Annotated in this window: 24 protein-coding genes; 12 read left to right on the forward strand and 12 right to left on the reverse strand. The window is 62.7% G+C overall.

The features are described 5' to 3' along the window. Positions 1–70: 70 nt before the first annotated feature. The 5 genes from DMZ65_RS20015 to rbfA all read right to left on the reverse strand — a co-directional run bounded on the left by DMZ65_RS20015 (position 71) and on the right by rbfA (position 4,267). Entirely contained in the window at positions 71–1,090 is a 1,020-nt protein-coding gene (locus tag DMZ65_RS20015) for a calcium-binding protein (RefSeq protein ID WP_116598295.1), read from the reverse strand. Between the two features lie 262 nt (positions 1,091–1,352). Continuing rightward, positions 1,353–1,940 carry a DUF1643 domain-containing protein gene (locus tag DMZ65_RS07565; RefSeq protein ID WP_232824924.1) on the reverse strand — a complete coding sequence of 196 codons (588 nt, stop codon included), beginning with the start codon at positions 1,938–1,940 and terminating at the stop codon, positions 1,353–1,355. Positions 1,941–2,174: 234 nt separating this feature from the next. After that, a complete protein-coding gene (truB, locus tag DMZ65_RS07570) occupies positions 2,175–3,080 on the reverse strand; it encodes a tRNA pseudouridine(55) synthase TruB (RefSeq protein WP_116598296.1) in 906 nt (301 codons plus the stop codon). Between the two features lie 58 nt (positions 3,081–3,138). Beyond that, the gene (locus DMZ65_RS07575) at positions 3,139–3,885 is read right to left on the reverse strand and encodes a phosphodiester glycosidase family protein (RefSeq protein WP_116598297.1); all 747 of its coding nucleotides are present in this window, start codon (positions 3,883–3,885) and stop codon (positions 3,139–3,141) included. Continuing rightward, positions 3,872–4,267, reverse strand: a complete 396-nt coding sequence (gene rbfA / locus DMZ65_RS07580; protein WP_116598298.1) for a 30S ribosome-binding factor RbfA — start codon at positions 4,265–4,267, stop codon at positions 3,872–3,874. Before rbfA ends, DMZ65_RS07575 begins: the two co-directional genes overlap by 14 nt. A gap of 83 nt (positions 4,268–4,350) precedes the next feature. On the opposite strand from rbfA, the gene dapB reads away from it, so the two are divergent. Continuing rightward, complete coding sequence (gene dapB / locus DMZ65_RS07585) at positions 4,351–5,166, forward strand: 4-hydroxy-tetrahydrodipicolinate reductase (RefSeq protein ID WP_116598426.1); 816 nt, start codon at positions 4,351–4,353, stop codon at positions 5,164–5,166. Between the two features lie 161 nt (positions 5,167–5,327). Here dapB and DMZ65_RS07590 read toward each other — a convergent pair whose 3' ends face one another. Further along, positions 5,328–5,513 carry a DUF1674 domain-containing protein gene (locus tag DMZ65_RS07590; protein ID WP_116598427.1) on the reverse strand — a complete coding sequence of 62 codons (186 nt, stop codon included), beginning with the start codon at positions 5,511–5,513 and terminating at the stop codon, positions 5,328–5,330. An 83-nt stretch (positions 5,514–5,596) separates the two neighbouring features. Between DMZ65_RS07590 and DMZ65_RS07595 the strand changes: the two genes are divergently transcribed. The 7 genes from DMZ65_RS07595 (at position 5,597) to DMZ65_RS07625 (ending at position 14,263) form a co-directional block, all read left to right on the forward strand. After that, the gene (locus DMZ65_RS07595; RefSeq protein WP_116598299.1) at positions 5,597–6,865 is read left to right on the forward strand and encodes an RsmB/NOP family class I SAM-dependent RNA methyltransferase; all 1,269 of its coding nucleotides are present in this window, start codon (positions 5,597–5,599) and stop codon (positions 6,863–6,865) included. 112 nt (positions 6,866–6,977) lie between these two features. After that, complete coding sequence (locus DMZ65_RS07600; RefSeq protein ID WP_116598300.1) at positions 6,978–8,726, forward strand: heparinase II/III family protein; 1,749 nt, start codon at positions 6,978–6,980, stop codon at positions 8,724–8,726. A gap of 23 nt (positions 8,727–8,749) precedes the next feature. Beyond that, entirely contained in the window at positions 8,750–10,363 is a 1,614-nt protein-coding gene (purH, locus tag DMZ65_RS07605; RefSeq protein WP_116598301.1) for a bifunctional phosphoribosylaminoimidazolecarboxamide formyltransferase/IMP cyclohydrolase, read from the forward strand. Between the two features lie 40 nt (positions 10,364–10,403). Continuing rightward, the gene (gene lspA / locus DMZ65_RS07610) at positions 10,404–10,922 is read left to right on the forward strand and encodes a signal peptidase II (protein WP_116598428.1); all 519 of its coding nucleotides are present in this window, start codon (positions 10,404–10,406) and stop codon (positions 10,920–10,922) included. Positions 10,923–10,975: 53 nt separating this feature from the next. Then, positions 10,976–11,503: a DUF3035 domain-containing protein gene (locus DMZ65_RS07615; RefSeq protein WP_116598302.1), complete on the forward strand. Its 528-nt coding sequence runs from the start codon at positions 10,976–10,978 to the stop codon at positions 11,501–11,503. An 88-nt stretch (positions 11,504–11,591) separates the two neighbouring features. Continuing rightward, positions 11,592–12,947 carry a M16 family metallopeptidase gene (locus DMZ65_RS07620; protein WP_116598303.1) on the forward strand — a complete coding sequence of 452 codons (1,356 nt, stop codon included), beginning with the start codon at positions 11,592–11,594 and terminating at the stop codon, positions 12,945–12,947. Beyond that, entirely contained in the window at positions 12,944–14,263 is a 1,320-nt protein-coding gene (locus DMZ65_RS07625) for a M16 family metallopeptidase (protein WP_116598304.1), read from the forward strand. The genes DMZ65_RS07620 and DMZ65_RS07625 overlap by 4 nt, the downstream gene beginning before the upstream one ends. A 137-nt stretch (positions 14,264–14,400) precedes the next feature. On the opposite strand, the gene dapA is transcribed toward DMZ65_RS07625, so the two are convergent. Next, complete coding sequence (gene dapA / locus DMZ65_RS07630; RefSeq protein ID WP_084352195.1) at positions 14,401–15,276, reverse strand: 4-hydroxy-tetrahydrodipicolinate synthase; 876 nt, start codon at positions 15,274–15,276, stop codon at positions 14,401–14,403. Positions 15,277–15,418: 142 nt separating this feature from the next. Between dapA and DMZ65_RS07635 the strand changes: the two genes are divergently transcribed. Next, positions 15,419–17,380 carry a lytic transglycosylase domain-containing protein gene (locus DMZ65_RS07635; RefSeq protein ID WP_116598305.1) on the forward strand — a complete coding sequence of 654 codons (1,962 nt, stop codon included), beginning with the start codon at positions 15,419–15,421 and terminating at the stop codon, positions 17,378–17,380. Here DMZ65_RS07635 and DMZ65_RS07640 read toward each other — a convergent pair. Both DMZ65_RS07640 and mnmC2 read right to left on the reverse strand, forming a co-directional pair. Then, positions 17,345–18,211 carry a DMT family transporter gene (locus DMZ65_RS07640; protein WP_116598306.1) on the reverse strand — a complete coding sequence of 289 codons (867 nt, stop codon included), beginning with the start codon at positions 18,209–18,211 and terminating at the stop codon, positions 17,345–17,347. The genes DMZ65_RS07635 and DMZ65_RS07640 overlap by 36 nt on opposite strands. Next, positions 18,208–18,906, reverse strand: a complete 699-nt coding sequence (mnmC2, locus tag DMZ65_RS07645) for a tRNA (5-methylaminomethyl-2-thiouridine)(34)-methyltransferase MnmC2 (protein WP_116598307.1) — start codon at positions 18,904–18,906, stop codon at positions 18,208–18,210. The genes DMZ65_RS07640 and mnmC2 overlap by 4 nt, the downstream gene beginning before the upstream one ends. 55 nt (positions 18,907–18,961) lie before the next feature. Here mnmC2 and DMZ65_RS07650 point away from each other — a divergent pair, with 55 nt between their 5' ends. Continuing rightward, entirely contained in the window at positions 18,962–19,996 is a 1,035-nt protein-coding gene (locus DMZ65_RS07650) for an NAD(P)/FAD-dependent oxidoreductase (RefSeq protein WP_116598429.1), read from the forward strand. A 92-nt stretch (positions 19,997–20,088) separates the two neighbouring features. Here the strand turns inward: DMZ65_RS07650 and pdxR are convergent, their stop codons facing one another. After that, positions 20,089–21,543: a MocR-like pyridoxine biosynthesis transcription factor PdxR gene (pdxR, locus tag DMZ65_RS07655; RefSeq protein WP_116598308.1), complete on the reverse strand. Its 1,455-nt coding sequence runs from the start codon at positions 21,541–21,543 to the stop codon at positions 20,089–20,091. A 99-nt stretch (positions 21,544–21,642) separates the two neighbouring features. Further along, the gene (locus DMZ65_RS07660) at positions 21,643–23,022 is read right to left on the reverse strand and encodes an aminotransferase family protein (protein WP_116598430.1); all 1,380 of its coding nucleotides are present in this window, start codon (positions 23,020–23,022) and stop codon (positions 21,643–21,645) included. A 190-nt stretch (positions 23,023–23,212) separates the two neighbouring features. Here DMZ65_RS07660 and DMZ65_RS20080 point away from each other — a divergent pair, with 190 nt between their 5' ends. Both DMZ65_RS20080 and DMZ65_RS07670 read left to right on the forward strand, forming a co-directional pair. Next, positions 23,213–23,455, forward strand: a complete 243-nt coding sequence (locus tag DMZ65_RS20080) for a hypothetical protein (RefSeq protein ID WP_198662645.1) — start codon at positions 23,213–23,215, stop codon at positions 23,453–23,455. A 19-nt stretch (positions 23,456–23,474) separates the two neighbouring features. Beyond that, a complete protein-coding gene (locus DMZ65_RS07670; RefSeq protein ID WP_116598310.1) occupies positions 23,475–24,746 on the forward strand; it encodes a glycerate kinase type-2 family protein in 1,272 nt (423 codons plus the stop codon). Between the two features lie 44 nt (positions 24,747–24,790). Here DMZ65_RS07670 and DMZ65_RS07675 read toward each other — a convergent pair whose 3' ends face one another. Then, positions 24,791–25,684 carry a zinc-ribbon domain-containing protein gene (locus DMZ65_RS07675; RefSeq protein WP_116598431.1) on the reverse strand — a complete coding sequence of 298 codons (894 nt, stop codon included), beginning with the start codon at positions 25,682–25,684 and terminating at the stop codon, positions 24,791–24,793. Between the last annotated feature and the right edge of the window lie 132 nt (positions 25,685–25,816).

The following is a 25,816-nucleotide window of genomic DNA, read 5'->3' on the forward strand; positions in this document are numbered from 1 at the left end:
TATAGGGCAGATCGAAAAGGATGGAAAGAGAAAACGCGAGGCTTTTCCTGTACCGTGACCGGCGGCCGGTCTATGTGCCGAACAAGCTGTTGGCGCTTGCCTCTGACATAAGGACGATTTGATTGACCGAAGGGGCGTCGTCACCGTTCATCCGGGCCACGACCACGCCGTTAATGGTCAGATTGACCTGCGAGGCATCCTTATCATCCGGTTCGATCTGTATGTCCGGATCGTCCTCCGCCACGTCGTCGTACAGAACAACCAGCATATCTTCGGCGGGGTCAAAATCCATCAGTTGGGCTGCGTCCTTGCCGGCCTCTATCTCTGAAAAGTAGAAGCTGTCCGCGCCTTCGCCACCGCTTGCGATGTCATCAGCCGCAGCGCGAATATGATCGTCGCCATCCCCGCCGTTCAAGTAATCACGCTGGTCGTCCCGCCCGTCGAGCGTATCGTCGCCCCATCCGCCAAACAGGGTATCTTCGCCTTCGCCGCCAGTGAGTCGATCGTCATCATGCCGTCCGTGCAGCGCGTCGTTGCCGCTTCCGCCGTCAAGCGTATCATTGCCAAGGCCGCCATTTACGGAATCGGCACCCTGTTCGCCGAATATCATGTCGGCACCGTCATTTCCGTAAAGATCGTCCGCCCCGGTGCCACCATGCAGCACGTCGTTCTCGTCGCCGCCATGAAGCGTATCGTCGCCTTCACCGCCGTTCAGCGTATCATCGCCGCCTTCCCCGCGTATCTGATCCTCGCCATCGGTGCCGTCTATCATGTGGTGCCCGGCGAAACCGTTCATGATTTGGTCTGCGTCCTTGCCGTCGATAACGTCGGCGGAACCTTCGTTGGCATAAGCTGGGGGTTCCGTGCGAATGCACTGATCGAGGATTGAGGTACCATCAGTCGAAGGTTCAGGAGTGTCCGTGCCGTCCTTGTTGACAACGACTGAAAACACATCCGCGCCGTCGGGTCTGTTAGTCTCTTCCTCTTCCTCATCATCTTCGGGCGGCTCCTGGTCGGTCAAACCGTCATCCGAAACCAAAACAACGGAACCAAGCACCATCATCCCCATCAAACCCGCCAACATAAGCATGACACACCCCGTAAATACCCGCTGACATGATTTCGCTGAGTGTCGAAAATTTCAACGCCCACTATATAAGCAGGTAAATAGCGCGTTTAGGTATTGGTCATCTGTCAGATTCGCGGGCGACCCGTTTGGGGTGAGAGATGGTCCGCCCATGTCGGGAACACTTCCAGGCCCGTTGGAGAAACCCGACATGCGCGCGCCTTTCTTTGGTGGTCATGGTGGAAGGCGTGGATGGGACTGGCCGGATTTCTTTGAGATCGGCTTGTCAGGCCTCGGGAAATGGAAAACGCTCGGTCGTGCTGCTGATATAAAGAGGATGGCCAGCGGACCCGTCCTTGTTCAGCTTCAAACAGTTGAGCGGCTTTCCGGTTTTTCTGAGCGCGTCCAGCGTCTTCCCGACGATTGGCGCGAAGCGTTTATGTAGTTTTCCGTAGGCCAGCAGAATTTCCTCGGCATCCTCCACTTCGCGAAGAATGGCCGCAAGATTTTCTTGGCTGCACGCCTGTCGGGGGTCGTGAGGAACGTTCTTCGGCTCGGTGGCGCGCCAGTCCAACATGTTGGTCTTCACATATCGGGTGAAGCCCCACCGTCTGGCAAAGCCAACTTCCCTGTCACAGGTCGGGTCCGAAACCTCGGCCGTGGCGACAGAGGGGTTTTGGCCGACGAACATGATGGTTCGCGGTTCTGTGCCCTCTGGCGTCCAGTCGCGGGTCAAGACCTGTCGGTATCGGCCACATGAGGAGTAGGTCGCGCCACCGATCACACCGTCCGGAAGAGTGATTCGTACCTTGCCGCCGGGATCGTGCAGCATATGCGCCTCGTCGCCGAGATGCTTTTTCTTCGATTTCGTCATTCTTTCCTCCAATGAAGGAAACAGTCAGTAGCACAGGGGTTTCGTTTCATGCCCATGAAATTCATGGAAGAAACCACATTTTGGTGCGTGGAATGCTTCGCCCGCCGCGATAGGGCGCGCCGTCAGAATAATTCGCCACTGACCGGCAGCCCGCAATATCGTGTTCACGGCGCAACATGGGTCAAGACCTGACCTGCGGGGCTGATAAATGCAAGCCGGAACGCGGAGTGATGCTCAGCGAACAAAAACGCGGCTTGGATGCAGTTCGCCGGATTTGTAACGGCCGACTGCGACGGCTTCGCCATCCATCGCCGCCCAGCATTCCTCGCCGTATTCCACGCCGCTGGCCAATACCAGGGCCGGATTGCCATTGCGCAGACGCGCGGCGGATTCGGCGGGGCAGGTCACGCAGGGCAGATCGGCCAGACCGACCTCCAATGGACGCAAATGCGCATCAAGCGCGGGATCCTGCGCCAGCTTTTCAACCTCTTCCATCGTCAGCGCGCCGTCCAGATCGAAGGGGCCGGACCACAGCCTGCGCAGGCTGACGACATGGCCGTGGCATCCAAGGGCCGCACCAAGATCGCGCGCGATCGAACGCACATAACCGCCCTTGCCGCAGGTCATTTCAAGCACCGCAGTATCGGCATCCGGACGGTCGGTCAGGAGCAGTTCCTCGACCCAAAGCGGGCGGGCCTCGATCTCCATCTCTTCGCCGTCGCGGGCACGCTTGTAGGCGCGTTCGCCGTCGATCTTCACGGCGGAGAATTGCGGCGGCACCTGCATGATGTCGCCGACAAAACCGCTCAAGGCGTCCTTGATGTCCTCGTCCGTGGGGCGCGCGTCGCTTTGCGCGATCACTTCGCCTTCGGCGTCGTCGGTATTGGTGGATTGACCCAGCCTGACAGTGAACTCATAGGCCTTGAGCGCGTCGGTGATATACGGCACCGTTTTGGTTGCCTCGCCCAGAGCCACGGCCAGCAACCCGGTTGCTTCGGGGTCCAGCGTGCCGGCATGTCCGGCCTTTTTGGCCTGCATCGCCCAACGGACCTTGTTGACCACGGCGGTCGAGGTCAGCCCGGCGGGTTTGTCGATCACCAGCCAGCCGGAAATATCGCGCCCCTTGCGTTTGCGTGCCATAAGTTCCTCAAGTCTGTGTGGACAGAAAACGCGGGCCTAGCGGATGCCCGCTGCGGCGTCAATTCCGTTCAACAACGCCGATGATGGGGCCAAGCCGCCAGCCAAAATCACTGCGGTCCAGCTGTGGTGAATACATCCGCGAAATGTTGCCATCCAGAAACAGCGCATTGGGCACGTCCAGCACATCCCGGAACAGCAGGCCGAATTCGTGAAAGGTGACGGCATTGTTGGAAATCGCAAAGACCACGCGCTTGCCGTCTGGGCCGGTGCCAACGCCGTTGCGGATATAGCGCGACGTGCTGTCCGGCAGAAAGCGTGGGTGCAGATCGCCGTCTATTACCAGCATCGGGCCGGATTGCGTGGCAAATCGGCACTCCGGAGCGTTGTCCACATAGTCCAGCGTTTCAAACACATCTGCACGACCGTCGCGGACGCAGAACACGCCATTGGGCAGAAGGCCAAAGTTGCCGGGACCGGCATTGGGGATGACGCGCATCTGTTCCTGCCCGTTTTCGACATAATGGCCGACGGGCGAACGGTCGTCATGGTACATGCCGCCATTCATCGCAAAGCCAAGTGTTGCGCCCTCTTTGGCCAAAGCGTCGGAGATGGTGGAGAAATGCCCGTAAAGAGACCCGTCAGGCGCGTTGAGAAACAGACGGATCTCGTCTTTCGACGCATCCGCCTCGCAGATCGTATAGTCATTGCCTTCATGCGACAGGTCGCTGCATTCCAAGGCCAGAGCCGGACCGGCGATCAGCCAGGTAAACAGTGCTGCAAGGATTCCGCGCTTAGTCTTCGACATCGCGACGCACGTCGTCCTGAGCAAACAGCCGGCGCGTGTCATCCATCCGGTCGAATGTCTCGTCCAGACGGAACCGAAGCTCTGGCGCGTATTTCAGCGTCAGCTTCTTGGAAACGGCGCGGCGCAGCTCGCCCTGATTGCGTTTCAGCAGGTCCAGCACCACGTCCTGCCCCTTGCCGCCAAGCGGCAGCACATAGGCTGTTGCCACTTTCAGGTCCGGGGATGTACGCACCTCGCCCACCGTGATCGACATGCGATTGAGGTCGGGATCGTGGATGTCGCCGCGCGCCAGCACGTCCGACAGGGTGCGCCGGATCAACTCGCCGACGCGAAGTTGCCTTTGGGACGGGCCAGCGCCCTCGGAGAAACGGTTCTTTGCCATGATTGGGCACATATGCCTTTCACGGGGCTTTGCCAAGCGGTCGCAGCTTCGATATGCAGGCGCAAAGCGAAGGAGAGCGGATGATGACGGACCTGCCGGGAATTGTGGTGACGGGGGCTTCTGGTCGCATGGGGCAGATGCTGATCCGGATGATCGGCGACAGCGACAAGATGAAGCTGGTGGGTGCGTTGGAACGCCCCGGCCACGACTGGGTGGGTCGTGACGTGGGCGAAGCGATGGGCGGTTCAGCGGTCGGCGTGCTGGTCGAGGATGATCCGCTGGAAGCGTTTGCCCGCGCGCAGGCGGTTGTGGACTTCACCTCGCCCGCCGCGACCGTGGAATTCGCGGGTCTCGCGGCTCAGGCCCGTGCGGTGCATGTGATCGGCACAACCGGCTTGGCCCCCGAGGATCTGGAAGCGATCAAACACGCCGCGCATCACGCGGTGATCGTGCGGGCCGGCAATATGAGCCTTGGGGTTAATCTTCTGGTGCAGTTGACCAAACGGGTTGCCGCCGCTCTGGATGAAGAGTTCGACATCGAAGTGGTCGAGGCGCATCACAACCGCAAGGTCGATGCGCCCTCCGGCACGGCCCTGATGCTGGGCGAGGCCGCCGCCGAGGGGCGCGGCGTGTCGCTTGATGATGTCTCGGATCGCGGTCGCGACGGCATCACCGGGGCGCGCAAAAAAGGCGATATCGGGTTTTCGGCGATCCGGGGTGGCGATGTCGTGGGCGAACATGACGTGATCTTTGCCGGGCCGGGCGAACGGTTGGTTCTGCGCCACCTCGCGTCGGACCGGTCGCTTTTTGCCCGTGGCGCGCTGCGTGCGGCGCTGTGGGGACAGGATAAGGCACCCGGTGAATATGACATGATCGACGTGCTGGGGTTGAACGACTGACGCCCAAACGCGATGCGCGCCGCCGTGTCGGGCGGCGCTGTATTTATGCGCGTTTTGGGCGGCCAACCGCCCCACGGTGTTGTGCCGCTTAGAACCAGTTCAGGCAGCGGGCCAGATTTCCTCGGGCCGTCCGGTCCCAATACTGCCGCAATCTGGCGCGCTCAGAAATCGACCGCCAGCCCCTTGTTTTCCCAGTCGCCATAGCGCACGGGTTCAGGCCCATCTCTGCCGCCAAGTTCCTTGGGAAATGAGTTGCCGCTTGCTTCCGCCGCCTTGCGACGTTCTTCCGCCTCTGCCAATGCGCGCAGCGCAGCGGGTGGCAGGTTTGGCTTTTGGGACTCGGTCATTGCATATGTTCCCTTGTGGTCTGCCCCCTGATATACGCCCGCTTCATCCGGGAGCAACCCCGGCCCTTGCCCGGAGAAAAGCCATGAGCCAGCCCCCAAAGCCGATGAGCGCGCGTCGTATGGCCTTGCGCCTGCTCGAACAGGTGTTGGAACACCGCAACCTTTTATCCGAAGCGACCCAAGGCCCGGCCTGGCAGGCGATGGCCCCGCAAGACCGGGCGACCGCGCAGCGGCTGGCCTTGGAGGTGCTGCGCGGATTGGAACGGGCCGACCGCCTTTTGAAGCCCCATTTGCGCAAGGCCCCGCCGGTTTTCGTACAGAACGTCTTGCGGCTTGCCGTTGTGGAACTGTGCATGGGCGGCGCGGCGCACGGCGTGGTCAACGAGGCGGTGACGCTGGTGGGGGGCAACGCAAAGACCCGCCACATGAAAGGGCTGGTCAACGCGGTCCTGCGCAAACTGGTCGACAAGGCACCGGAAGAATGGACCATCCTGCGCGTGCCGCGTCTGCCGAAATGGCTGCGCGGGCCACTGGTTTCGGCCTGGGGCGGCGAGGCGGTGCTGGCCATGGAAGCAGCGCATTTCGCGGGTGCCCCGCTGGATCTGACAGCAAAAGGCGACCCTCAGGCACTGGCCGAGGCGACGGGCGGCACGGTCTTGCCCACCGGGTCGGTTCGGTTGGCGTCAGGCGGGCAGGTCTCGGCCTTGCCGGGCTATGATGCGGGCGATTTCTGGGTGCAGGATGCTGCGGCTGCCTTGCCCGCCCGCCTGCTGAACGCGCAGCCGGGCGAGGCGGTTCTGGACATGTGCGCGGCACCCGGCGGCAAGACCATGCAACTGGCCGCGACCGAAGCTACCGTGACTGCATTGGATGCGTCGGAAACCCGGATGGGCCGGGTGCGCCAGAACCTTGCGCGCACCGGGCTGGACGCCACGATTGTTGTCGGGGACGGGCTGGAACATGAAGGCCGTTACGATGCCATCCTGCTGGACGCGCCCTGTTCCGCAACCGGCACCATCCGGCGTCATCCGGACCTGCCATATGCCCGTGAAGGCGACGACATAGCTGCGTTGATCGCGCTGCAATCGGCGCTTCTGGACCATGCCATCGGTCTACTGAAGCCCAATGGACGGCTGGTTTTCTGCACCTGCTCGCTGATTCCCGACGAGGGAGAGTGCCAGATCGAAGAGGCGCTTTCCCGCCATCCGGGACTGAAGATCGTCACGCCCGAAGGGCACGGTATCGACCCGGATTGGATAACAGAAGAAGGCGGGCTGCGGCTGCGGCCCGATTATTGGGCCGAACAGGGCGGTATGGACGGGTTCTACATGGCGCTTCTGACACGCGCCTGAATCGCGCAAATTTGCCCTGCATTCCAAGGTGACTTTACGGCGGCTCGCGGCTAGACTTCGCCCGGAAAGCGGCACGGTAGAGGCCGCCACGAAATTGAGCGCAGGGCGATCAATGGCCGACCCCGAAAGCTGGTCAGCGCGGCGAACGCGCTGGATGAACCAATTGCACGCGCGTCTGAGCGCGCGGGCCGCAGCAGCCACGGCATTTTCTCAAAAGCCAGAGCCTCGCACCATCGGCAGCTATGCCAAGGGACGCCAGTTGATCGCGGGGAACCTGCAATTCGCCGGTCATCTGCTAGAGGCCAAGGGCGCGATGCTCTGGGATCTAGATCCGCCCGATGCCGCCTTCGAGGAAGAAATCCACGGCTTCGTCTGGCTGGACGATCTGGCGGCGGTCGGGGATCCGGCAGCACGAGAGCTTGCGCAGCGTTGGCTGTGGGGCTGGGTCGCGCGCTACGGGCGTGGCAAAGGTCCGGGCTGGGTGCCGGAGCTGACGGGGCGGCGGCTGATTCGCTGGATACATCATGCGCTGTTCCTGCTGCACGGGATCGAGCGCCCGCAAGCGCAACAGTTTTATCAAAGCCTCGCGCATCAAAGCAATTTTCTGGGCCGTCGCTGGCAGGCCGCGCCCCCCGGCGTGGCGCGGTTCGAGGCGCTGACCGGGCTGCTTTATGCCGGTCTGGCGCTGGACGGCATGGGGCGCTACGTCCTGCCAGCCCGATCTGCGCTTGGTGTCGAATGCCGCAGTCAGGTTGATGCGCAGGGCGGCATTCCGACCCGCAATCCTGAAGAGTTGCTAGAAGTCTTCACCTTGCTGACCTGGGCAAGTGCCGCATTGGACGAGTGCGGCAAGCTGCCGGAAGCGCCGCATCTGGATGCGATTGATCGCATCGCGCCGACGCTGCGCACGTTGCGCCACGCAGATGGCGGGCTTTCGCGGTTTCATGGCGGCGGGCGCGGCCTTGACGGGCGGCTGGATCAGGCGCTGGCCACGTCAGGTGCCAAGAACCGGCACGCGGACGGGCTGGCGATGGGCTATGCACGACTGTCAGCCGGACGCACCAGCGTGATCGTCGATGCCGCAGCGCCACCCTCGGGGACCGCGTCGCTCAAGGCGCATGCATCCACCCTTGCGTTCGAGCTGACCTCGGGACGCCGTCCGTTGATCGTCAATTGCGGCTCTGGTGCGGTCTTTGGTGAGGATTGGCGGCGGGCCGGACGCGCCACCCCGTCGCATAGCACGCTGACGCTGGACGGCTATTCCAGCGCGCGGTTGGGCAAGGCGGGAAAGATCGGCGCGGCGCGGCTTGAGGCGTTGGCGGACATCCCGCGCGACGTGCCGATCCAGATCACGCACGCCCCCGATGGCATCCGGTTCGAGGGTGGGCATGACGGCTATCGCCGGACACACGGGCTGACCCATGCCCGCACGCTGGAACTGACCTTTGACGGAAGCGGACTTGTCGGCGAAGACCTGTTGATCGCCCTAGACGAAACAGACGAGCGGCAATTTGACAGGCGATTGAGTGCGGCGAAGGCCAAGGGCATCCCGTTCAGCCTGCGCTTCCACCTGCATCCAGAGGTCGACAGCGCCGTTGATCTGGGGGGATCTGCCGTGTCGATGGCGCTGCGATCTGGCGAAGTCTGGGTGTTTCGGCACGAGGGAAGCGCTGAATTGGCGCTTGAGGCGTCGGTTTATCTGGAAAAAGGTCGCCTGAGGCCCCGCGCGACGAAACAGATCGTTTTAACTGGCAGAAGCATGGGGTATGCGACGCGCATCCGATGGTCGCTGGCCAAGCCGCAGGACACCAAAGTCGCGATTCGCGATCTTGCCCGCGACGACATCGAGGTATCGACCTGAAGCTGATCTGGGACCGCTGACATATGACCGAACACGCCACTACCCTTGCCCCCGATACTGCCCCTGTGCAACGCGCATTGATCTCCGTTTCCGACAAGACCGGCCTTGTGGATCTGGCCCGTGCGCTGGCGACACGCGGCGTGGAGCTGTTGTCCACCGGCGGCAGCGCCAAGGCGATCCGCGATGCGGGAATTGCCGTCCGCGACGTGGCCGAGGTGACAGGCTTCCCCGAGATGATGGATGGCCGGGTCAAGACATTGCACCCGATGGTGCATGGTGGCCTGCTGGCGCTGCGCGACAATGCCGATCATGTGTCCGCGATGGACGAACACGGCATCGGCGCGATCGACCTGCTGGTGGTGAACCTCTATCCGTTCGAGGAAACCGTTGCCAAGGGGGCCGATTATGACACCTGCATCGAGAATATCGACATTGGCGGCCCGGCGATGATCCGCGCTGCGGCGAAGAATCACGGCTTTGTCACCACGGTCGTGGATGTCGAGGATTACGATGCGCTTCTGGCCGAACTCGATGCCAATGACGGCCAGACCACCTATACGTTCCGCCAGAAGATGGCCCAGATCGCCTATGCCCGCACGGGGGCCTATGACGCAGCCGTGTCCACCTGGATGGCCGATGCGCTGGGCGAGGCAACCCCGCGCCGCCGTGTCTTTGCCGGGACGCTGGCGCAGTCGCTGCGCTACGGCGAAAACCCCCACCAGTCGGCAGCCTTCTACAAGGATGGCGTGAACCGGCCCGGCGTGTCCACGGCCCGGCAACATCAGGGCAAGGAACTGTCCTATAACAATATCAACGACACCGACGCGGCCTTTGAACTGGTCTCGGAGTTTCTGCCCGAGGGTGGCCCTGCCTGCGCGATCATCAAACATGCCAATCCCTGCGGCGTGGCGCGCGGCGACACGCTGAAGGACGCCTACCAGCGCGCCTTCGACTGTGATCGCACATCGGCTTTTGGCGGGATCATCGCGCTCAACGGCGTGCTGGATGGGGACACGGCCGAGGTGATTTCCGAGATCTTCACCGAAGTGGTGATTGCCCCCGGTGCCGATCAGGCCGCGCGTGACATCTTTGCCAGGAAAAAGAACCTGCGTCTGTTGACCACCGAGGCGCTGTCTGACCCGGCGCTTGGCGGCCTGACATATCGGCAGGTCTCTGGCGGGATGCTGGTGCAGGACCGTGACAATGGCGCGATCACGCTGGACGATCTGAAGGTGGTGACGAAAAAGGCTCCCACGGATGCCCAGCTTGCCGACCTGCTGTTTGCCTGGAAAGTCGCCAAACACGTCAAATCGAACGCCATTGTCTACGTCAAGGACGGCGCGACGGTCGGTGTGGGCGCGGGCCAGATGAGCCGCGTTGACAGCACCCGCATTGCCGCGCGCAAATCGCTGGATATGGCCGAGGTTCTGGGGCTGTCCGCGCCGCTGACGCAAGGCTCTGTCGTGGCGTCGGACGCGTTCTTTCCCTTCCCCGACGGTCTGTTGACTGCGGCAGAGGCGGGTGCCGTGGCGGTCATTCAGCCCGGCGGGTCCATGCGCGATGATGAGGTGATCAAAGCGGCGGATGAGGCGGGCCTCGCGATGGTGTTCACCGGTATGCGGCATTTCCGGCATTGACGGGGTGCCGCGCATATCTGGCCAAACGAAAGGCGATGGCATGAAACTGGTGTTCTGGGCGGGATTCTGGACCTTTCTGCTGGATCAGGCCACCAAATGGCTGGTCGTGCATGTGCTGAACCTGCGCACGCTGGGCGAGATCGATGTGCTTCCGCCGTTGCTCAATTTCCGCATGGCGTGGAACCGGGGCGTCAACTTTGGCCTCTTTCAGGGCGACAGCGATGCAGGCCGGTGGCTTTTGATCGGTATCGCCGTGGCGATCGTCCTGTTCGTGCTGGTCTGGATCTGGCGCGACCCGCCGGCAAAATGGGGCAAGATCGCGGCCGGGATGCTGATCGGCGGGGCGCTTGGCAATGTCGTTGACAGGGTGCTGTATGGTGCCGTTGCGGATTTCCTGAACATGAGCTGTTGCGGGATCGAAAACCCGTTTGCCTTCAACGTGGCGGATATCGCGATCTTTGCGGGGGCTTTGGGGCTGGTGCTGTTTCCGGGAACACGCAAGCCCTCGGGCAAGTCTGGAAACGACACAGGCAACACAAGACGAAAAAACGCCCCGTGACCTTGGGCAAGCAATCGGATATGGCTGGCATAACGACGATCAGGAGGGTGGCGATGACAGGGCCGCGCATTTGGGTGATGCTGGGAACGATGGCGGCGCTGACCGCCTGTGGCGGCTATGAACGTGACATAACCCTGCACGATTTGCGGACCAATCGGGGCACGCCCGAGGAATTCGCGATCGAGCCGAAAAAACCTTTGCTCGCGCCTGAAAGCGTTGCGGCACTGCCCACCCCTACACCCGGCGGTGCAAATCGTACCGATCAGACACCCAAACAGGATGCGGTGGCGGCACTTGGCGGCAACCCATCGCGCCTGACGCCGACCGCAGGCGTTCCTGCGGGTGACGGTGCGCTGGTCAACCATGCCAGCCGCATGGGCCGCGATGGGAATGTCCGCGCCGACCTTGCGACCGAAGATCTGGAATTCCGAAAGCGCAAATCGCTGTTTTCCTGGCGGCTTTTCAAGGAAGACGAATATGACCGCGCCTATCGCCGCGAGTCTTTGGACCCCTACGGCACGCTGAATGCGTCTCGTCGGGCGGGCGCACGCACACCCACGGCCCCGCCAGGGGGCCGCTGAGGCAAATCCCGCCTGTCACAATGACGTGGCCCGGCTTGAATCCGGGCGCAATACGCGTAGCTTCCTGTCAAACCGATGGAGGAATTGCATGCGCATTGCCGTCAAGGGGGCCGCCCTGGCCCTGATGCTGGCCACGGGGCTTGCCCAGGCTGACACCGTGCCCACGCCGCAGGACGATGTAACCACGTTCGCACTGGACAATGGCATGGAGGTTGTGGTGATCGAAGATCACCGCGCGCCGGTCGTCGTCAACATGGTGTGGTACAAGGCCGGATCAGCGGATGAACCCGAGGGGGCCTCGGGTGTGGCGCATTTTCTTGAACATCTGCTGTTCAAAGGCACCGACACGCTGGACCCCGGAGAGTTTTCGCGCACCGTCGCGCGCAATGGCGGGTCCGACAACGCCTTCACCAGCTATGACTACACCGCGTATTTTCAGCGCGTCGCCGCCGACCGGCTGGATCTGATGATGCGGATGGAGGCGGACCGGATGGTCAATCTTCGGCTTGACGAAAAGGACATCCTGACCGAGCGTGAAGTGATTATCGAAGAACGCAACCAGCGGACCGAGAATGATCCCGGCGCGCTGTTTGGCGAACAACGCAACGCGGCGCTGTACATGAACCATCGCTACGGCGTGCCGATTATCGGCTGGCGGCACGAGATGGTGACGCTCGATCTTGATGATGCGCTAAGCTATTACCGGAAAAACTATGCGCCCAATAATGCCATTCTGGTGGTGGCCGGAGATGTGAAGCCCGATGATGTGCGCAGCATGGCCGAGCAGCATTTCGGCGTTCTGCCGCCCAATCCCGACCTGATGGATCGCGCCCGGCCCGATGAGCCGCCGCAAAGGGCAGAGCGGCGTCTGACCTACCGGGATGCCCGTGTCGCACAGCCCTATGTCAGCCGGGTATATCTGGCACCGTCTCGAAACCATGACGATCAGAAAACCGCCGCGGCTCTGGTGTTGCTGTCGGAAATCCTGGGCGGCGGACAGACGTCGAAACTGGTGCGTGCGCTCACTTTTGACAGCCAGACCGCCGTCTGGGCAGGCGCTTTTTACGATGCGACCCGCCTTGACGAAAGTAGCTTCGGCATTGCGGTCGTACCCAGCGAGGGCGTGTCGCTGCAAGAGGCAGAAGACGCGATGGATCGCGTGATCGCAGAGTTCCTGGTCGACGGCGTTGATGAAGCTCAGCTTGACCGCATCAAGATGCAGCTTCGCGCACAGGCGATCTATTCGCGCGACAACGTGGAACGTCTGGCCAACCGCTACGGAAAGGCGCTGGCAACCGGACTGACGGTCGCGGATGTGCAGGCCTGGCCCGACATTTTGCAATCCGTCACCGGAGAAGAGATTGTCGCCGCAGCCCGTGATGTGTTCGACCGTAATCAGGCCGTGACTGGCTGGCTGACCACACCAGAGGAGGTCACGCAATGAAGTTTGTAGCAACCCTGCTGACATCGCTTTTGCTGGCCTTTCCGGCATGGGCAGAGATCGACATTCAGGAAATCACCACCCCCGGCGGTTTTGACGCCTGGCTGGTCGAGGAACAGGATATTCCCTTCGTCGCGCTGGAACTGCGCTTCAAAGGGGGCGCGTCGCTGGACCGCGACGGCAAACGCGGCGCGACCAATCTGATGATGGCACTGCTGGAGGAAGGCGCGGGCGACATGGATGCGCGCGCCTTTGCCGAACGCACCGAAGAGCTTGCCGCGCGCTTCAGCTATGACGCCTATGACGACGCGGTGTCGGTCTCGGCGAAATTCCTGACCGAAAACCGTGACGAGGCCGTGGCCCTGCTGCGCGAAACGCTGATCAACCCGCGCTTTGACGAGGACGCCATCGAGCGCGTGCGCGCACAGGTCGCATCGAGCATCCGGTCCGATCTGAAAGACCCCAACAGCATCGTCAGTCAGGCTTTTGACGCAGCGGCCTTTGGCGATCATCCGTATGGCTCATCGGCTGACGGCACGCTGGACAGCGTCGCCGGGCTGACGCGTGACGATCTGACCGCGGCCCACAAGGGTGTGATGCGGCGCGACAACGTCTTTATCGGCGCGGCAGGCGACATTTCTGCCGAAGAATTGTCAACGTTGATCGACGATCTACTGGGCGATTTGCCTGAAACCGGTTGGGACATGCCCGCCCGTGCGGATTTCGCCCTTGAGGGTGGTATCGATGTCGTGCCCTTCGAGACGCCTCAGTCGGTTGCCTTGTTCGGCCACGAAGGCATCGAACGCGACGATCCGGATTTCTTCGCCGCCTATGTGATGAACGTGATCCTTGGCGGCGGTGGTTTCGAAAGCCGCCTGATGGACGAGGTGCGCGAGAAACGCGGCCTGACCTATGGCGTTTATTCCTACCTCGTGCCCAAGGACTATGCGGCCCTTTATCTGGGCCGCGTCGCCAGTGCGAATGACCGCATCGCCGAGGCGATTTCGGTAATCCGCGACGAATGGTCGAAGCTGGCGGAAAACGGTGCCACGCAGGAAGAACTGGATCAGGCCAAGACCTATCTGACCGGTGCCTATCCCCTGCGCTTTGACGGCAACGGCCCGATCGCGGATATTCTTGTCGGGATGCAAATGGACGGACTGCCGACGGAATATGTGGTCAACCGCAACGCCAAGGTCGAGGCCGTGACGCTGGAGGACGTGCAACGCGTCGCCAAACGCCTGCTGCGCCCCGAGGATCTGCACTTTACCGTCGTGGGCGAGCCCGAAGGTCTGGAGGCCGAAGCGCCGGGACAGTAGCCTTGTTCGTTACAGGGACAAGGCTGACATTTGCTCGTTGTTGGAAAACTCCCGCGAAGCTTGTCATCGAAACCAAAAAAAACGGCGCACGAGACTACCCGTGCGCCGTTTCGAATTTCCAGGCGTCGCGCCTTAACTCAGTTCAGCAAGCCCGCGTGCCGCAGACCGTAATCGACCAGTTCCTTGGTGCCGTCGGTCAGAGGCACCAGAGGTGAGCGAACGTCATCGCTGCACAGGCCCAGACGCGACATGGCGTATTTCACACCGCAGACGCCGGGTTCGGTGAAGATGGCACTGTGCAGCGGCATCAGGCGGTCCTGGATGGTCAGCGCTTTGGCATAGTCGCCCGCCAGCGTCGCCTCTTGCAGTTCGGCGCAAAGACGTGGTGCCACATTGCCGGTGACGGTGATGCAACCGACGCCGCCTTGGGCATTGAACCCGTGCGCGGTGCCGTCCTCGCCCGAGATCTGGATGAAGTCGGTGCCGCAGGTGATCCGCTGGGCACAGACCCGCGCCAGATCGCCAGTGGCGTCTTTCACCCCGACAATGCGCGGCAGCTTTGCCAGCAGACCCATGGTGACGGGGCTCATGTCCACGGCGGACCGGCCGGGGATGTTGTAGATGATGATCGGCAGTTCGCAGGCGTCATGCAGCGCGGTGAAATGTGCGATCAGCCCTTCTTGGGTCGGCCTGTTATAATAGGGCGTCACCACAAGCGCCGCGTTGGCGCCAACCGATTCGGCATGCTGCATGAAGCGCAGCGATTCGGACGTGTTGTTCGATCCGGCCCCGGCGATCACCGGAATGCGCCCGGCAGAGGCTTCGACAACGGCTTCGACCACGGCCATATGTTCGGCATGGCTCAGCGTCGGGCTTTCGCCTGTCGTGCCCACGGGGACAAGCCCGTGGCTGCCCTCATCCACATGCCAATCCACAAGTTTCTTGAGCGTCACCATATCCACTGCGCCGTCCTTGAACGGCGTGACCAGGGCAGGCATAGACCCCTTGAACATGACACGCTCCTTTTTCTGTTTCACTGTCGTCATCATTGACGGGTTCGGGATGGCGTTCTGCCGGGAATGTGAGTTGCAGGCGCGGCGAGCCACGCTATCCTGTTGCAGGTCTATCTATTTTCGGCAGGGAAATTGCAAGATCATGTGGCGCATTCTCCTGACAGTCGTGGCTTGTATGTGTGTGTCCTTGCCAGCCTTGGCGCAAACGCCGGGCGCTACGCGGCCTTTGCAAGGGGCGCTGGAGGCGATGCGCGCTGGCAACTGGGCGCAGGCGCGCATCACCGCGCGGGGCGAAGGCCAGCAGGCCGTGGATGTCATCAACTGGATGAATCTGCGGGCTGGCAATGGCAGCGCCGCCGAAGTGCAGGACTTCCTGAAACGCAACGCCGATTGGCCGGGCCTGCCCTATCTGCGCATGAAAAGCGAAGAGGCGATGGCCGACGCGAGCGATGCCGAAGTGCTGGCTTTCTTCGCCGATGATCTGCCGCAAACCGGGTCTGGCGCGCTTACTCTGGCGCGCGCGCTTGAAGCGAACGCAGAGCAGGGGGCCGCAGAGGCGGATATTGTCATGGCGTGGCGCACGCTGGCGCTGTCGCAAAGCGAGCATTTGACCTTTCTGGCGCAGTATGGCGACATCCTGAAACCGCACCACGTCGCCCGCATGGATATGGCCCTGTGGAAAGGTTGGGATGGAACGGCAAAAATGATGCGCGGCCTGGTCAGCGAGGATCGCCGCGCGCTCGCCGATGCGCGCATCGCACTTTATGCGCTGGGTCCGGCCGTCGATACGCTGATCGAACGCGTGCCGCAGGCGTTGCAGAATGATCCGGGACTCGCACATGCGCGGTTTGACTGGCGGGCCCGCAAGGGGCGTGACGATGCCGCGATTGAATTGCTGCTGCAACGCTCGGTCAGTGCCGCCTCGCTGGGCGAGCCCTGGGCCTGGGCGAACCGCCGTCGCCTTCTGGCACGCGGATTGATGCGCAAGGGTGACTGGGAAACGGCTTACGAGGTCGCCTCCAGCCATCATTTGCACGAGGGCAGCGCCTATGCAGCGCTGGAGTGGATCGCGGGCTATGCTGCGTTGAAACGCGAACGGCCAAGCGTGGCCGTGCAGCATTTCCAACAATTGCAATCGGGTGTCGATACGCCGATCTCGCTGGGGCGCGCAGGCTATTGGCTGGGCCGTGCCTATGAGGCGGCCGGCGACACTGCCGCTGCGCAAAAAGCCTATGCCCAGGGCGCGAAATACCAGACCAGCTTTTACGGATTGCTCGCGGCGGAACGCGGCAACGTGCCGTTCAATGCCGCCCTGACTGGCGGCGATCTGCCGGAATGGCGGGGGGCGGAATTCACCCAAAGCTCTGTGTTCAAGGCAGCGGTGCTGCTGCTCGCGGCAGGCGAGGATGATCTGGGCGAGCGTTTTCTGACCCACCTTGCCGAAACCCAACCGCCCGAGGCTATCGCGCAGATGGGCGCAATGATGGAAGAGCTGAACCGCCCGCATATTCAGGTCATGCTGGGCAAACGCGCCGCGCAATACGGGATCGAGGTGCCGCGCCCCTATTACGCCCTGCACGATCTGGTGAAAGGCGATTATCCAGTGCCGGCAGAGATCGTGCTGGCCATTGCGCGTCGGGAAAGCGAGTTCGACCCGAAGGTGGTCAGCAGCGCCGGTGCGCAGGGGTTGATGCAGGTGATGCCCGCTACGGCGCAGGCCGTAGCCTCGCGGCTCGGGATTGCGCATCAGACGGAGATGCTGACGCGGAACTGGAAACACAATGCCACGCTTGGGGCGGAATATCTTGCATGGATGTCGCGCCGGTTCGACGCCAACCCGGTGATGATGGCCGCCAGCTATAACGCGGGGCCGGGGCGTCCGACGCGCTGGATGGCCGATTACGGCGATCCGCGCAAAGGCGATATCGACGTGATCGACTGGATCGAAATGATCCCCTTCGATGAGACCCGCAACTATGTGATGCGTGTCACCGAAAGCCTGCCTGTCTACCGCGCGCGTCTGGGCAAGGCCCCGCATCCGGTGCCGTTCAGCAAGGAACTTGTCGGCTCAACCCTTCCGGCGCGCCCGCCAGAGGGTGAATAGCCCCGCCGCCACGATGATCGCCGTGCCGATGGCCACGTTCGGACGGATCGTCTCGGCAAAAAGAACCACGCCGATTGTCGAGGCAAAGACCAGTTGCAGATAGGCAAAGGGCTGGACCGCGCTGGCCTCGGCGACCTCGTAGGTCTTGATCAACAACCAGTGGCCGGCCACGCCCGTCAGGCAAAGCGCGCCCATCCAGATCCAGTCCGGCCCGGTCATCGGTTCCCAGAACCACAGGCCCGCAGCGGTCATGGCGACCGCGCCAGTCGTGCCGGTCCAGAAAAAGCTGGTCGCCGCCGTGTCGGCCCGCGCCACATAGCGCGTCAAGAGGCCGTAAAGCGCGAACATCGTCGCCGCAGCCAGCGGGATCAGCGCGAGGGGCGAGAAGACCCCGAAGCCCGGTTCCAGAATGATCATCACCCCGACAAAGCCGATCCCGATCGCCGTCCAGCGCCGCCAGCCGACGGATTCGCCCAGCACCGGCCCGGACAGCGCCGCGACCAGCAGCGGATAGCAGGCAAACACCGCATGGCTTTCGACAAGGCCAAGATAGGTGAAGGCCGCGACCATGACGCAGATCTCTGCGGCCAGAAGAAAGCCGCGAAACCCCTGCACCAGCGGCTGCGTTGTTGCGGCCGCCGCGCGCAAGCCACCCGCCTGACGGGCGGCGATGGTCATCACGAAGGCCGCGAAGAACCAGTAGCGGATCATCACCACCATGATGACGTTGTATTCGCTCGCCAGATGCTGCGAGATCCCGTCCTGCACCGCGAAGACAAGCGTGGTGGCGACCATGAACCAGATGCCAAGGGATGTGTCGTTGCGGGTCATGGGGCTTTCCGTGCGATGGTCATATGTCTCTTGCGGCCGTATCCCGGCACGCGCGTCGTCACAAGCCCCGCCGCGTCCAGCGCGCGCCGTACGGCCCCCGCCGCCGAATAGGTCGCCGCCGTGCCACCCGGTTTGGTATGCGCGGCAACCTCTGCCAACAGGGCAGGCTCCCAGAGTTCGGGGTTCTTCGCGGGGGCAAACCCATCCAGAAACCAGGCATCCGCCAGCCCGTCATGGGTGGGCAGGGTTTCGCGGGCATCGCCCTCGACCATGCGAAAGGCCAGATCAGGCAGATCGATCGCGCGTGCGTTCGCCTGCCAGAACGGTGCCAGTTCGGCCGCAATGCCTTGCAGTTCCGGGAAACCAGCCTGTGCGCGGGTCATGTCGGCACCGCTTAACGGGAACGCCTCGAATGTGGTGAAATGCAGCCTGCCTTGGATTTTGGCCTGCCGCCAGAGCGCCAGCGCCGCCAAAAGGTTCAACCCGGAGCCAAAGCCAAGCTCCATGATGTGGAACCCGTCCCGAAAGCGTTCCGGCAGGCGGTTTCCGGCCAGAAAGACATGCCGGGTCTCGGCCAGCCCGTCCTCCAGCGAGTAATAGGGGTCGTCAAACCGCAAGGACACGGGAATGTCGCCTGCGCGCCAGTCCAGAAAGTCGCTTTGGCTGTTCAGCGGATCGTCGCTCTGGCTCTGCATGGGTTCCTGCCCTAAAAGACATCGCTATGGCGACACCAATCAGAAGGGATGTGAATTGACAATGGTCGATGTCACGGTGCGCGGTGCGGGGATCTTCGGATTGGCCTGCGCCTGGGCCTGCGCAAAACGCGGCGCGAGGGTTCGCGTGGTGGATCCGCATGGCATAGGTGCCGGGGCAAGCGGTGGCATCGTGGGCGCATTGGCCCCGCATGTGCCGGAAAACTGGAACGACAAGAAGGCCTTTCAATTCGAGAGTCTGCGCATGGCAGAACCGTTCTGGGCCGATGTCGCGGAAGTCGGCGGTGGCGATCCGGGCTATGCGCGCACCGGCCGTTTGCAACCCGTCGCGGACGAGGCGGCGCTGGTCTTGGCGCGGACACGGGCGGCGGGGGCTGCGGATCTGTGGCAAGGCTTCGCGGATTGGTCAGTCGAGCGTTGTGAGGACGATTGGGCCCCGACCTCGGCCACCGGCTGGGTGATCCGCGACACATTGAGCGCGCGCTTGCATCCGCGCCAAGCCTGCGATGCGCTGGCCCGCGCGCTGGCCGCGAAAGGGGCCGAGATCGTCAGCGAAGCCCCCGATGAAGGTCTGGTTCTCTGGGCCGCTGGCTGGCAAGGGCTGGAGGCGCTGTCAGAGGCGTTGGGTCGCAGGGTGGGCAATGGTGTCAAAGGGCAGGCGCTGCTGCTGCGCCATGACGCGCGGGACGCGCCGCAACTCTTTGCAGACGGGCTGCATATCGTGCCGCATGCCGATGGGACAGTGGCCGTGGGATCGACGTCAGAGCGCGAATTTGTCGATCCGACATCAGTGGATGAGCAATGCGATGCGCTGCTGGGTCGTGCGTGTGAGGCATTGCCATTGCTGCGGAATGTCGAGGTTCTCAAACGCTGGGCCGGGGTGCGGCCACGGGCGCGGTCCCGTGCGCCGATGCTGGGACGGCATCCGCTGGCGGAAGGCGCTTTCATTGCGAATGGTGGGTTCAAGATCGGTTTCGGCATGACGCCCAAGGTTGCGGAGGTGATGGCCGATCTGGTGCTGGAGGGGCGCGACGGTATTCCAGATGGGTTTCGGGTCGAGGCGTCTTTATAGGGCGTGCAAGTCCGTGCGGGTGGAGGCGGCGGGAGCGAGGGGCCAGCCCCTCGCGCTCCCCGGAGTATTTTCGCCAATGAGAATGGGCAGGCTCAGGTCAGGGCGGCGGCGAGGCGGCTGATACCTTCCGGGATGAGATCTGCCTGGATGGAGGAATAGCCCAAGCGGCAGAAATTGGTGGGGGCATCCGCGCCGACAAAGAAGGGTTGGCCGGGTTCGATCAGCACGTCGCGGTGGCGCAGCGTTTCCGTGAGTTGGGCGGTATCAATGCCATCGGCGAGTTCGATCCAGACGCTTGAGCCGCCATGTGCGCTTTGCCCTGCGACGGTCAGGCCGTGGCGTGTGAGTTCGGCGTTCAACACCTGACGTCTTGCGTGAAGCGCCTTGGCGGTGCGCTTGATCAGGGCGTCGTAATGGCCCAGCCGCAGGAAATAGGCCGCGGTGCGCTGCATGTGGCCCGGTGGATGGCGCAACACGGAGGCCCGGAGGGCGCGCGCCTCCTGGATGAATTCCGCAGATCCGACGAGATAGCCCAGCCGCAGCCCCGGAAACAGCGATTTGGAGAAGCTGCCCGCGTAGATCACCCTGCCGTCGGTATCGAGCGATTTCAGCGCGGGGCTGGCCGGTGCGAGATATGCGGTTTCGAATTCATAATCGTCCTCGACGATCAGTGCATCAAGGTCGCGGGCGCGGGAAAGAAGCACGCGGCGTCGGTCCAGCGGCATGGTGACGGAGGTCGGGCAATGGTGGCTGGGCGTGGTAAAGATCACATCCGCCCCCTGTGGGATCGCGTCCGGGGGCAAGCCCTGCGCGTCGACGGGAACGGGAGCCAAGCGGCAGCGCGACAGGGTCAGGATATCGCGCAGGGCAGGATAGCAGGGGGTCTCTATCGCTGCGGTCCGGCGCGGGTTCAACAGCACCTGCGTGGTCAGCCAAAGGGCGTTCTGCGCGCCCATCGTCACGAGGATTTCGTCCGGTTTGGCGATGATGCCGCGCCGGGGCAGGGTGTGGCGGGCGATGAACTCGATCAGTTCGGGGTCGTCCTGATCGTAATAATCCGTGGTCAAGGCCCGGAAATTTGGCACCCCAAGCGCCTGAATGGCGCAGAGGCGCCAGTTGGCGTGGTCAAACAGCGTGGGATCGGTCTGCCCGTAGATGAACGGGTAGCGGTAGCGCGCCCAATCCGACGGTCTGCGCGGCGTCACCCCGCCTGAAAACCGCTGTCCGATGGCGCGCGACCAGTCGACAGTTTCATGCCGCTTTTGCGGCGCGGAAAACGCGGGCGGCTCTGGTGCGCTGTCGGAGACGTAATAACCCGACCGGCCGCGCGAGGTGAGATAGTCGTTGGCCTGAAGTTCCGTGTAGGAGAGCGTCACGGTGATGCGGCTGACGCCCAGATGACGGGCAAGCGCGCGGGTCGAGGGCAGGCGTTCGCCGCGCTGAAACCGACCCGACAGGATGCCCTCGGCCACCATCTGCTGGATCTGCGCCTGCAAGGTGCCTTGTGCGTCAGGCGTAAGGAAAAAGGTTTCAACGGGGATGGCCATGGGCGTCAGGATAGGCTGGCGCTATGGCGGTTGCAATCTGGACTTATCGCAATGGATTGGTCGCGCCTGCGGCCGGGTGGGCGGCCGCAGGCAGAGGTTTCAGCCGAACACCTTGGTCAACGCCTTGTCCACAGCATCGGTGATCTGGTCGATATCATCGGGCGTGGCGATCAACGCAGGCGAGAAGCACAACACGTTGTTGAACCTCGGCACCGAACGGTTCATCGCCCCGATGATGACGCCTTGGGCATTGCAGGCTGCGACCACCGCGCCAACCTGTTTTTCGGTCACCGGTTCCTTGCTGCTGCGATCCGCGACCAGTTCGGCCCCAAGAAACAGCCCCTTGCCGCGGACATCGCCAATCACCCGGTGCTTTTCCATCAGCGCCTGAAGATTGCCCAGCATCCGGTCCCCCATGGCCACGGTGTTGTCGAGCAGGTTCTCGTCTTCGATGATGCGCATGTTCTCCAGCGCGGCGGCAGGCCCGGCGGTGCAGCCGCCGAAGGTCGAGATGTCGCGGAAATAGTTCAGCGGATCGTCAACGTCATCCTTGAACATCTCGAACACGCGTTCCGTGGTCACGCAGCACCCGATTGCGGCATAGCCCGAAGCGACGCCCTTGGCCATGGTCACGAAATCCGGTTCGATCCCGTAATGCTGGTAGCCAAACCATGTGCCGGTCCGGCCGAGACCGCAGACGACCTCGTCGATATGCAGCAGGATGTCATATTTGCGGCAGATCTCCTGCACCTTTTGCCAGTAGCCTTCGGGCGGGACGATCACGCCGCCGCCCGCAGTCACCGGTTCAAGGCAGAGCCCGCCGACCGTGTCGGGGCCTTCGCGCAGGATCACCTCTTCGATGGCCTCGGCGGCGCGTTCCCCATAATTCTCGACATCCCATTGCGCGCGGTATTCCAGACAATGCGGGACGCGGATGAAATCGGGGGCGAGTGGCCCGTAATGTTCCACGCGCTGATCCTGGCCGCCCGCCGACATCGTGCCGATGGTGCCGCCGTGATAGTCGCGGTCGCGATACAGGATCTTGGTCTTCTTGCCGCCATAGCGCTTATGCGCGATCTGGCGGATCATCTTGAAGGCCTTCTCATTCGCCTCGGAGCCAGAGTTGGCGTAGTAGATCCGGCTCATCCCCGGCATCTTCTCCATCAGCTTTTCGGCGAAGATCGCACTTGGAATGGATCCTGCGGCACCGGAGAAAAAGTTGAGCTTGATCAACTGGTCGCGCACAGCGTTGGCGATGCTCTCGCGGCCATACCCTACGTTGACGGTCCAGACCCCGCCGGACACCGCGTCGAGATGTTCCTTGCCGTGCTGGTCCCAGACCCGCATGCCCTTGCCTTCGACAATGATCCGCGGATCGGTTGTCTCGAAGCCTTTGTGCTGAATCAGATGATGCCAGACATGCGCCTTGTCGGCAGCCACGACATGGCTGAGATCATTGTCTTTATACGTTCCGTCCATAGCGATTTTCATCCTTTCCTGACCGCGCGCGGTCAGGGCGCTGAGGTCAGACTGAAGCATCATGTTCTGAATATATCAAATGCCTCAAAAACTCATAAGCGCTAGGTCCAGAATGAGTATGTATATAATGCCAGAGGGCGTGGATGCCGGGTGACATGAAGCGATCCACGGCGTTTTGCACGGCTTCAGGTTGCGACAGCCGAAATTGGGCCAAGTTTCAGACCACCAGATTGCCCAAAAGTGCCGCTTTATTTTCCGCCATCTGCCCAGAGGCCGTGTTCGCAACAGGACTGCTGATGCAGAAAAAGGCGCGGTGATGAGGATCAAGGTTGCCTCCGGAGGTCTGCTGACTGATATTGCGCCGACGAGGATTGGTCCTATCGGTGTGATTGGCATTTTGATGCGCAAGGCGGAACGTATCCTCGTGCCGTAGAGAGGAAAGGGCTGAGCCAGTGGATCAAAACATAGAGAGCTTTCTGACCGACCTGTTCGAGGCGGCTGTAGATGCCGCCGATCCGCTGCGGGCACTTGGCCGGGCTTTGCCAGAGCGGCCATCGGGCAAGACTGTGGTGATCGGCGCTGGCAAGGGGGCGGCGCAACTCGCGCAGGCGTTTGAGAAGCTGTGGGACGGGCCGCTGGAAGGGGTTGTCGTCACGCGCTATGGGTACAGCGCGCCCTGTAAGCATATCCGCGTCATGGAGGCCGCGCATCCGGTTCCCGACGAGGCAGGGCTGGCCGCGACCGATGCCTTGTTCGGGGCGGTCGAGGGGTTGGGGCCTGACGATCTGGTGGTCGCGCTGGTGTGCGGCGGCGGGTCGTCCCTGCTACCCTGTCCGGCAGAGGGGCTGACCTTTGAAGATGAGATTGCGCTGAACGAATGTCTGTTGGCCTCTGGCGCGCCGATCGGTGTGATGAACATGATCCGCAAGCAGATCAGCGGCATCAAGGGCGGGAGGCTGGCGCTGGCAGCGCATCCCGCGCGGGTGGTGACGCTGGTCGTGTCGGACGTGCCGGGGGATGATCCGGCGCAGGTGGCCTCTGGCCCCACCGTCCCGGACCGCACCACGCGAGAGGCCGCAAAGGCCGCGGCGCGCACCTACGGGATTGATCTGCCACCGAAAATTGCGGCCTTTCTGGACGGAGATACGAACCTGCCGCCATTGCCGGACGATCCCGGATTTGATGGCAACGATGTGCGCGTGGTCGCGTCGGCGGCGCTGTCACTGGAGGCCGCCGAGAAGGCAGCCCGCGCGGCGGGGGTCGAAGCGGTGATCCTGTCCGACGCCATCGAAGGCGAAGCCCGCGAGATTGCCCGGATGCATGCCGCGATGGCACGCGAATGCGCGGCGAAGGCGCGACCTTTCCCGCCCCCTGTCGTGCTGCTGTCGGGCGGTGAGACGACCGTGACCCTGCGCGCCAAGGGGCGTGGTGGGCGCAACACCGAATTCCTGCTGTCCTTTGCGCTGTGTATCGACGGGCAGGCAGGCATATCGGCGCTGGCAGCGGATACGGACGGCATCGACGGGTCAGAGGACAATGCAGGTGCCTTTGCCGATGGCGATACAGCGGCTTCCATTCGCAAGGCAGGCGTCGATCCGGCAGAGATGCTGTCGAAAAACGATGCCTGGGGGGCGTTCGATGCGGCGGGCTCGCTGTTCGTGCCCGGCCCGACAGGCACGAATGTCAACGATTTCCGTGCAGTCCTGATTGGTGCGCTGCCCTAGCGCATCAGCCCTTTCCGGTCACGACAGCACCGGCGCGGCGAACCTTATTGCGGGTTCGCCTCAGAGGACATTCCGTCCAGCCATGCCAGCAGATCCTGTGTCACGCCGGCAAACCAGATACGCAAGGCGTCGATCTGGCCGACATAGGCATTCACGGCGTCGCTCAGGCCCGGCACGGCGTCCTTGATCTGCGGTGCCATCACATAAATCGCGATCAGGACGACCATCAGCAGCAGCATGGCAAAGAAGCCGCGTGCAAAGCCCGATCCGCTGTCTTTCAGCGTGCCTTGCGGGGTTTCCAGCGCCTGGGCGTCGGACCCCGCGCGCAGGGTAGAGTTGATCTCTTCAATATCCGGCAGCGCGGCGTTGCGCGTTCCGGCAGCGCCAACCCCGGCAGCCGTGGTTCCGGCGGCGATTTCCGCGCCTGCATCCTGATTGCGAATCCGCGCCATACGTTCACGCGCGATGCGGGCCCGTCTGCTGGCGGCATCATCATGCTGGGCAGCTTCAAGCCCCAGTTCCTGCTGGCTTTCCAGCCCTTCGGCAGAGCGGACGCGCGCTTCGCGTTCGGCTTCTTCGCGCAGCAGGTCCGCGACACTCGGATCAAGACTGCGGCGGGGCGGTTGCGGCGGCGCGGCCTTGTCGACCTCTTCGGCCTCATCCTCGAAATCATCGGCCCATGTGTCCGGGCTTAACGTTGCCGATGCGGCGGCATCCGGTTCATCCGGCGCATCGCCTGAAGAAGCGTCGTTCCGGGCGTCATTGTCGGCAGGTTCGGGCGCGTTCGGCATTTCATCTGCAAGGACGGGGGCATCGGTCGCGTCGCCCTGAAACCATGTATGCCCGCAGTCCGAGCATTGCACATCGCGGCCACCCTCCGGGATCACCTCGGCCGGTACTTCGTATTGCGCGCCGCAATTTGGGCAAATTAGCCGCATGGTTCCCCCAGTCTTGCCTGCTCGTTCCTTTACGGACCCTTGAACTTGCATCATAAGGCCGCCAATGCCCTTGGAAAAGGTCGAATTGGCCGCGAGACGCATTGAAACCGTTTCTATGCTCGGGCACAACAA

Source organism: Primorskyibacter marinus (assembly GCF_003313245.1).
Classification (GTDB): domain Bacteria; phylum Pseudomonadota; class Alphaproteobacteria; order Rhodobacterales; family Rhodobacteraceae; genus Primorskyibacter; species Primorskyibacter marinus.

Bases quoted from the DNA above. Each gene is read 5' to 3' on its own strand.
- rbfA (WP_116598298.1), bottom strand. From the start codon at position 4,267: ATGGCAAAGAACCGTTTCTCCGAGGGCGCTGGCCCGTCCCAAAGGCAA.
- DMZ65_RS07675 (WP_116598431.1), bottom strand. From the start codon at position 25,684: ATGCGGCTAATTTGCCCAAATTGCGGCGCGCAATACGAAGTACCGGCC.
- mnmC2 (WP_116598307.1), bottom strand. From the start codon at position 18,906: ATGCAGAGCCAGAGCGACGATCCGCTGAACAGCCAAAGCGACTTTCTG.
- pdxR (WP_116598308.1), bottom strand. From the start codon at position 21,543: ATGGCCATCCCCGTTGAAACCTTTTTCCTTACGCCTGACGCACAAGGC.
- lspA (WP_116598428.1), top strand. From the start codon at position 10,404: ATGAAACTGGTGTTCTGGGCGGGATTCTGGACCTTTCTGCTGGATCAG.
- DMZ65_RS07625 (WP_116598304.1), top strand. From the start codon at position 12,944: ATGAAGTTTGTAGCAACCCTGCTGACATCGCTTTTGCTGGCCTTTCCG.
- DMZ65_RS07600 (WP_116598300.1), top strand. From the start codon at position 6,978: ATGGCCGACCCCGAAAGCTGGTCAGCGCGGCGAACGCGCTGGATGAAC.
- dapA (WP_084352195.1), bottom strand. From the start codon at position 15,276: ATGTTCAAGGGGTCTATGCCTGCCCTGGTCACGCCGTTCAAGGACGGC.
- DMZ65_RS07640 (WP_116598306.1), bottom strand. From the start codon at position 18,211: ATGACCCGCAACGACACATCCCTTGGCATCTGGTTCATGGTCGCCACC.
- purH (WP_116598301.1), top strand. From the start codon at position 8,750: ATGACCGAACACGCCACTACCCTTGCCCCCGATACTGCCCCTGTGCAA.
- DMZ65_RS07635 (WP_116598305.1), top strand. From the start codon at position 15,419: ATGTGGCGCATTCTCCTGACAGTCGTGGCTTGTATGTGTGTGTCCTTG.
- DMZ65_RS07660 (WP_116598430.1), bottom strand. From the start codon at position 23,022: ATGGACGGAACGTATAAAGACAATGATCTCAGCCATGTCGTGGCTGCC.
- DMZ65_RS07620 (WP_116598303.1), top strand. From the start codon at position 11,592: ATGCGCATTGCCGTCAAGGGGGCCGCCCTGGCCCTGATGCTGGCCACG.
- DMZ65_RS20015 (WP_116598295.1), bottom strand. From the start codon at position 1,090: ATGCTTATGTTGGCGGGTTTGATGGGGATGATGGTGCTTGGTTCCGTT.
- dapB (WP_116598426.1), top strand. From the start codon at position 4,351: ATGACGGACCTGCCGGGAATTGTGGTGACGGGGGCTTCTGGTCGCATG.
- DMZ65_RS07565 (WP_232824924.1), bottom strand. From the start codon at position 1,940: ATGACGAAATCGAAGAAAAAGCATCTCGGCGACGAGGCGCATATGCTG.
- DMZ65_RS07615 (WP_116598302.1), top strand. From the start codon at position 10,976: ATGACAGGGCCGCGCATTTGGGTGATGCTGGGAACGATGGCGGCGCTG.
- DMZ65_RS07595 (WP_116598299.1), top strand. From the start codon at position 5,597: ATGAGCCAGCCCCCAAAGCCGATGAGCGCGCGTCGTATGGCCTTGCGC.
- DMZ65_RS07575 (WP_116598297.1), bottom strand. From the start codon at position 3,885: ATGTCGAAGACTAAGCGCGGAATCCTTGCAGCACTGTTTACCTGGCTG.
- truB (WP_116598296.1), bottom strand. From the start codon at position 3,080: ATGGCACGCAAACGCAAGGGGCGCGATATTTCCGGCTGGCTGGTGATC.
- DMZ65_RS07590 (WP_116598427.1), bottom strand. From the start codon at position 5,513: ATGACCGAGTCCCAAAAGCCAAACCTGCCACCCGCTGCGCTGCGCGCA.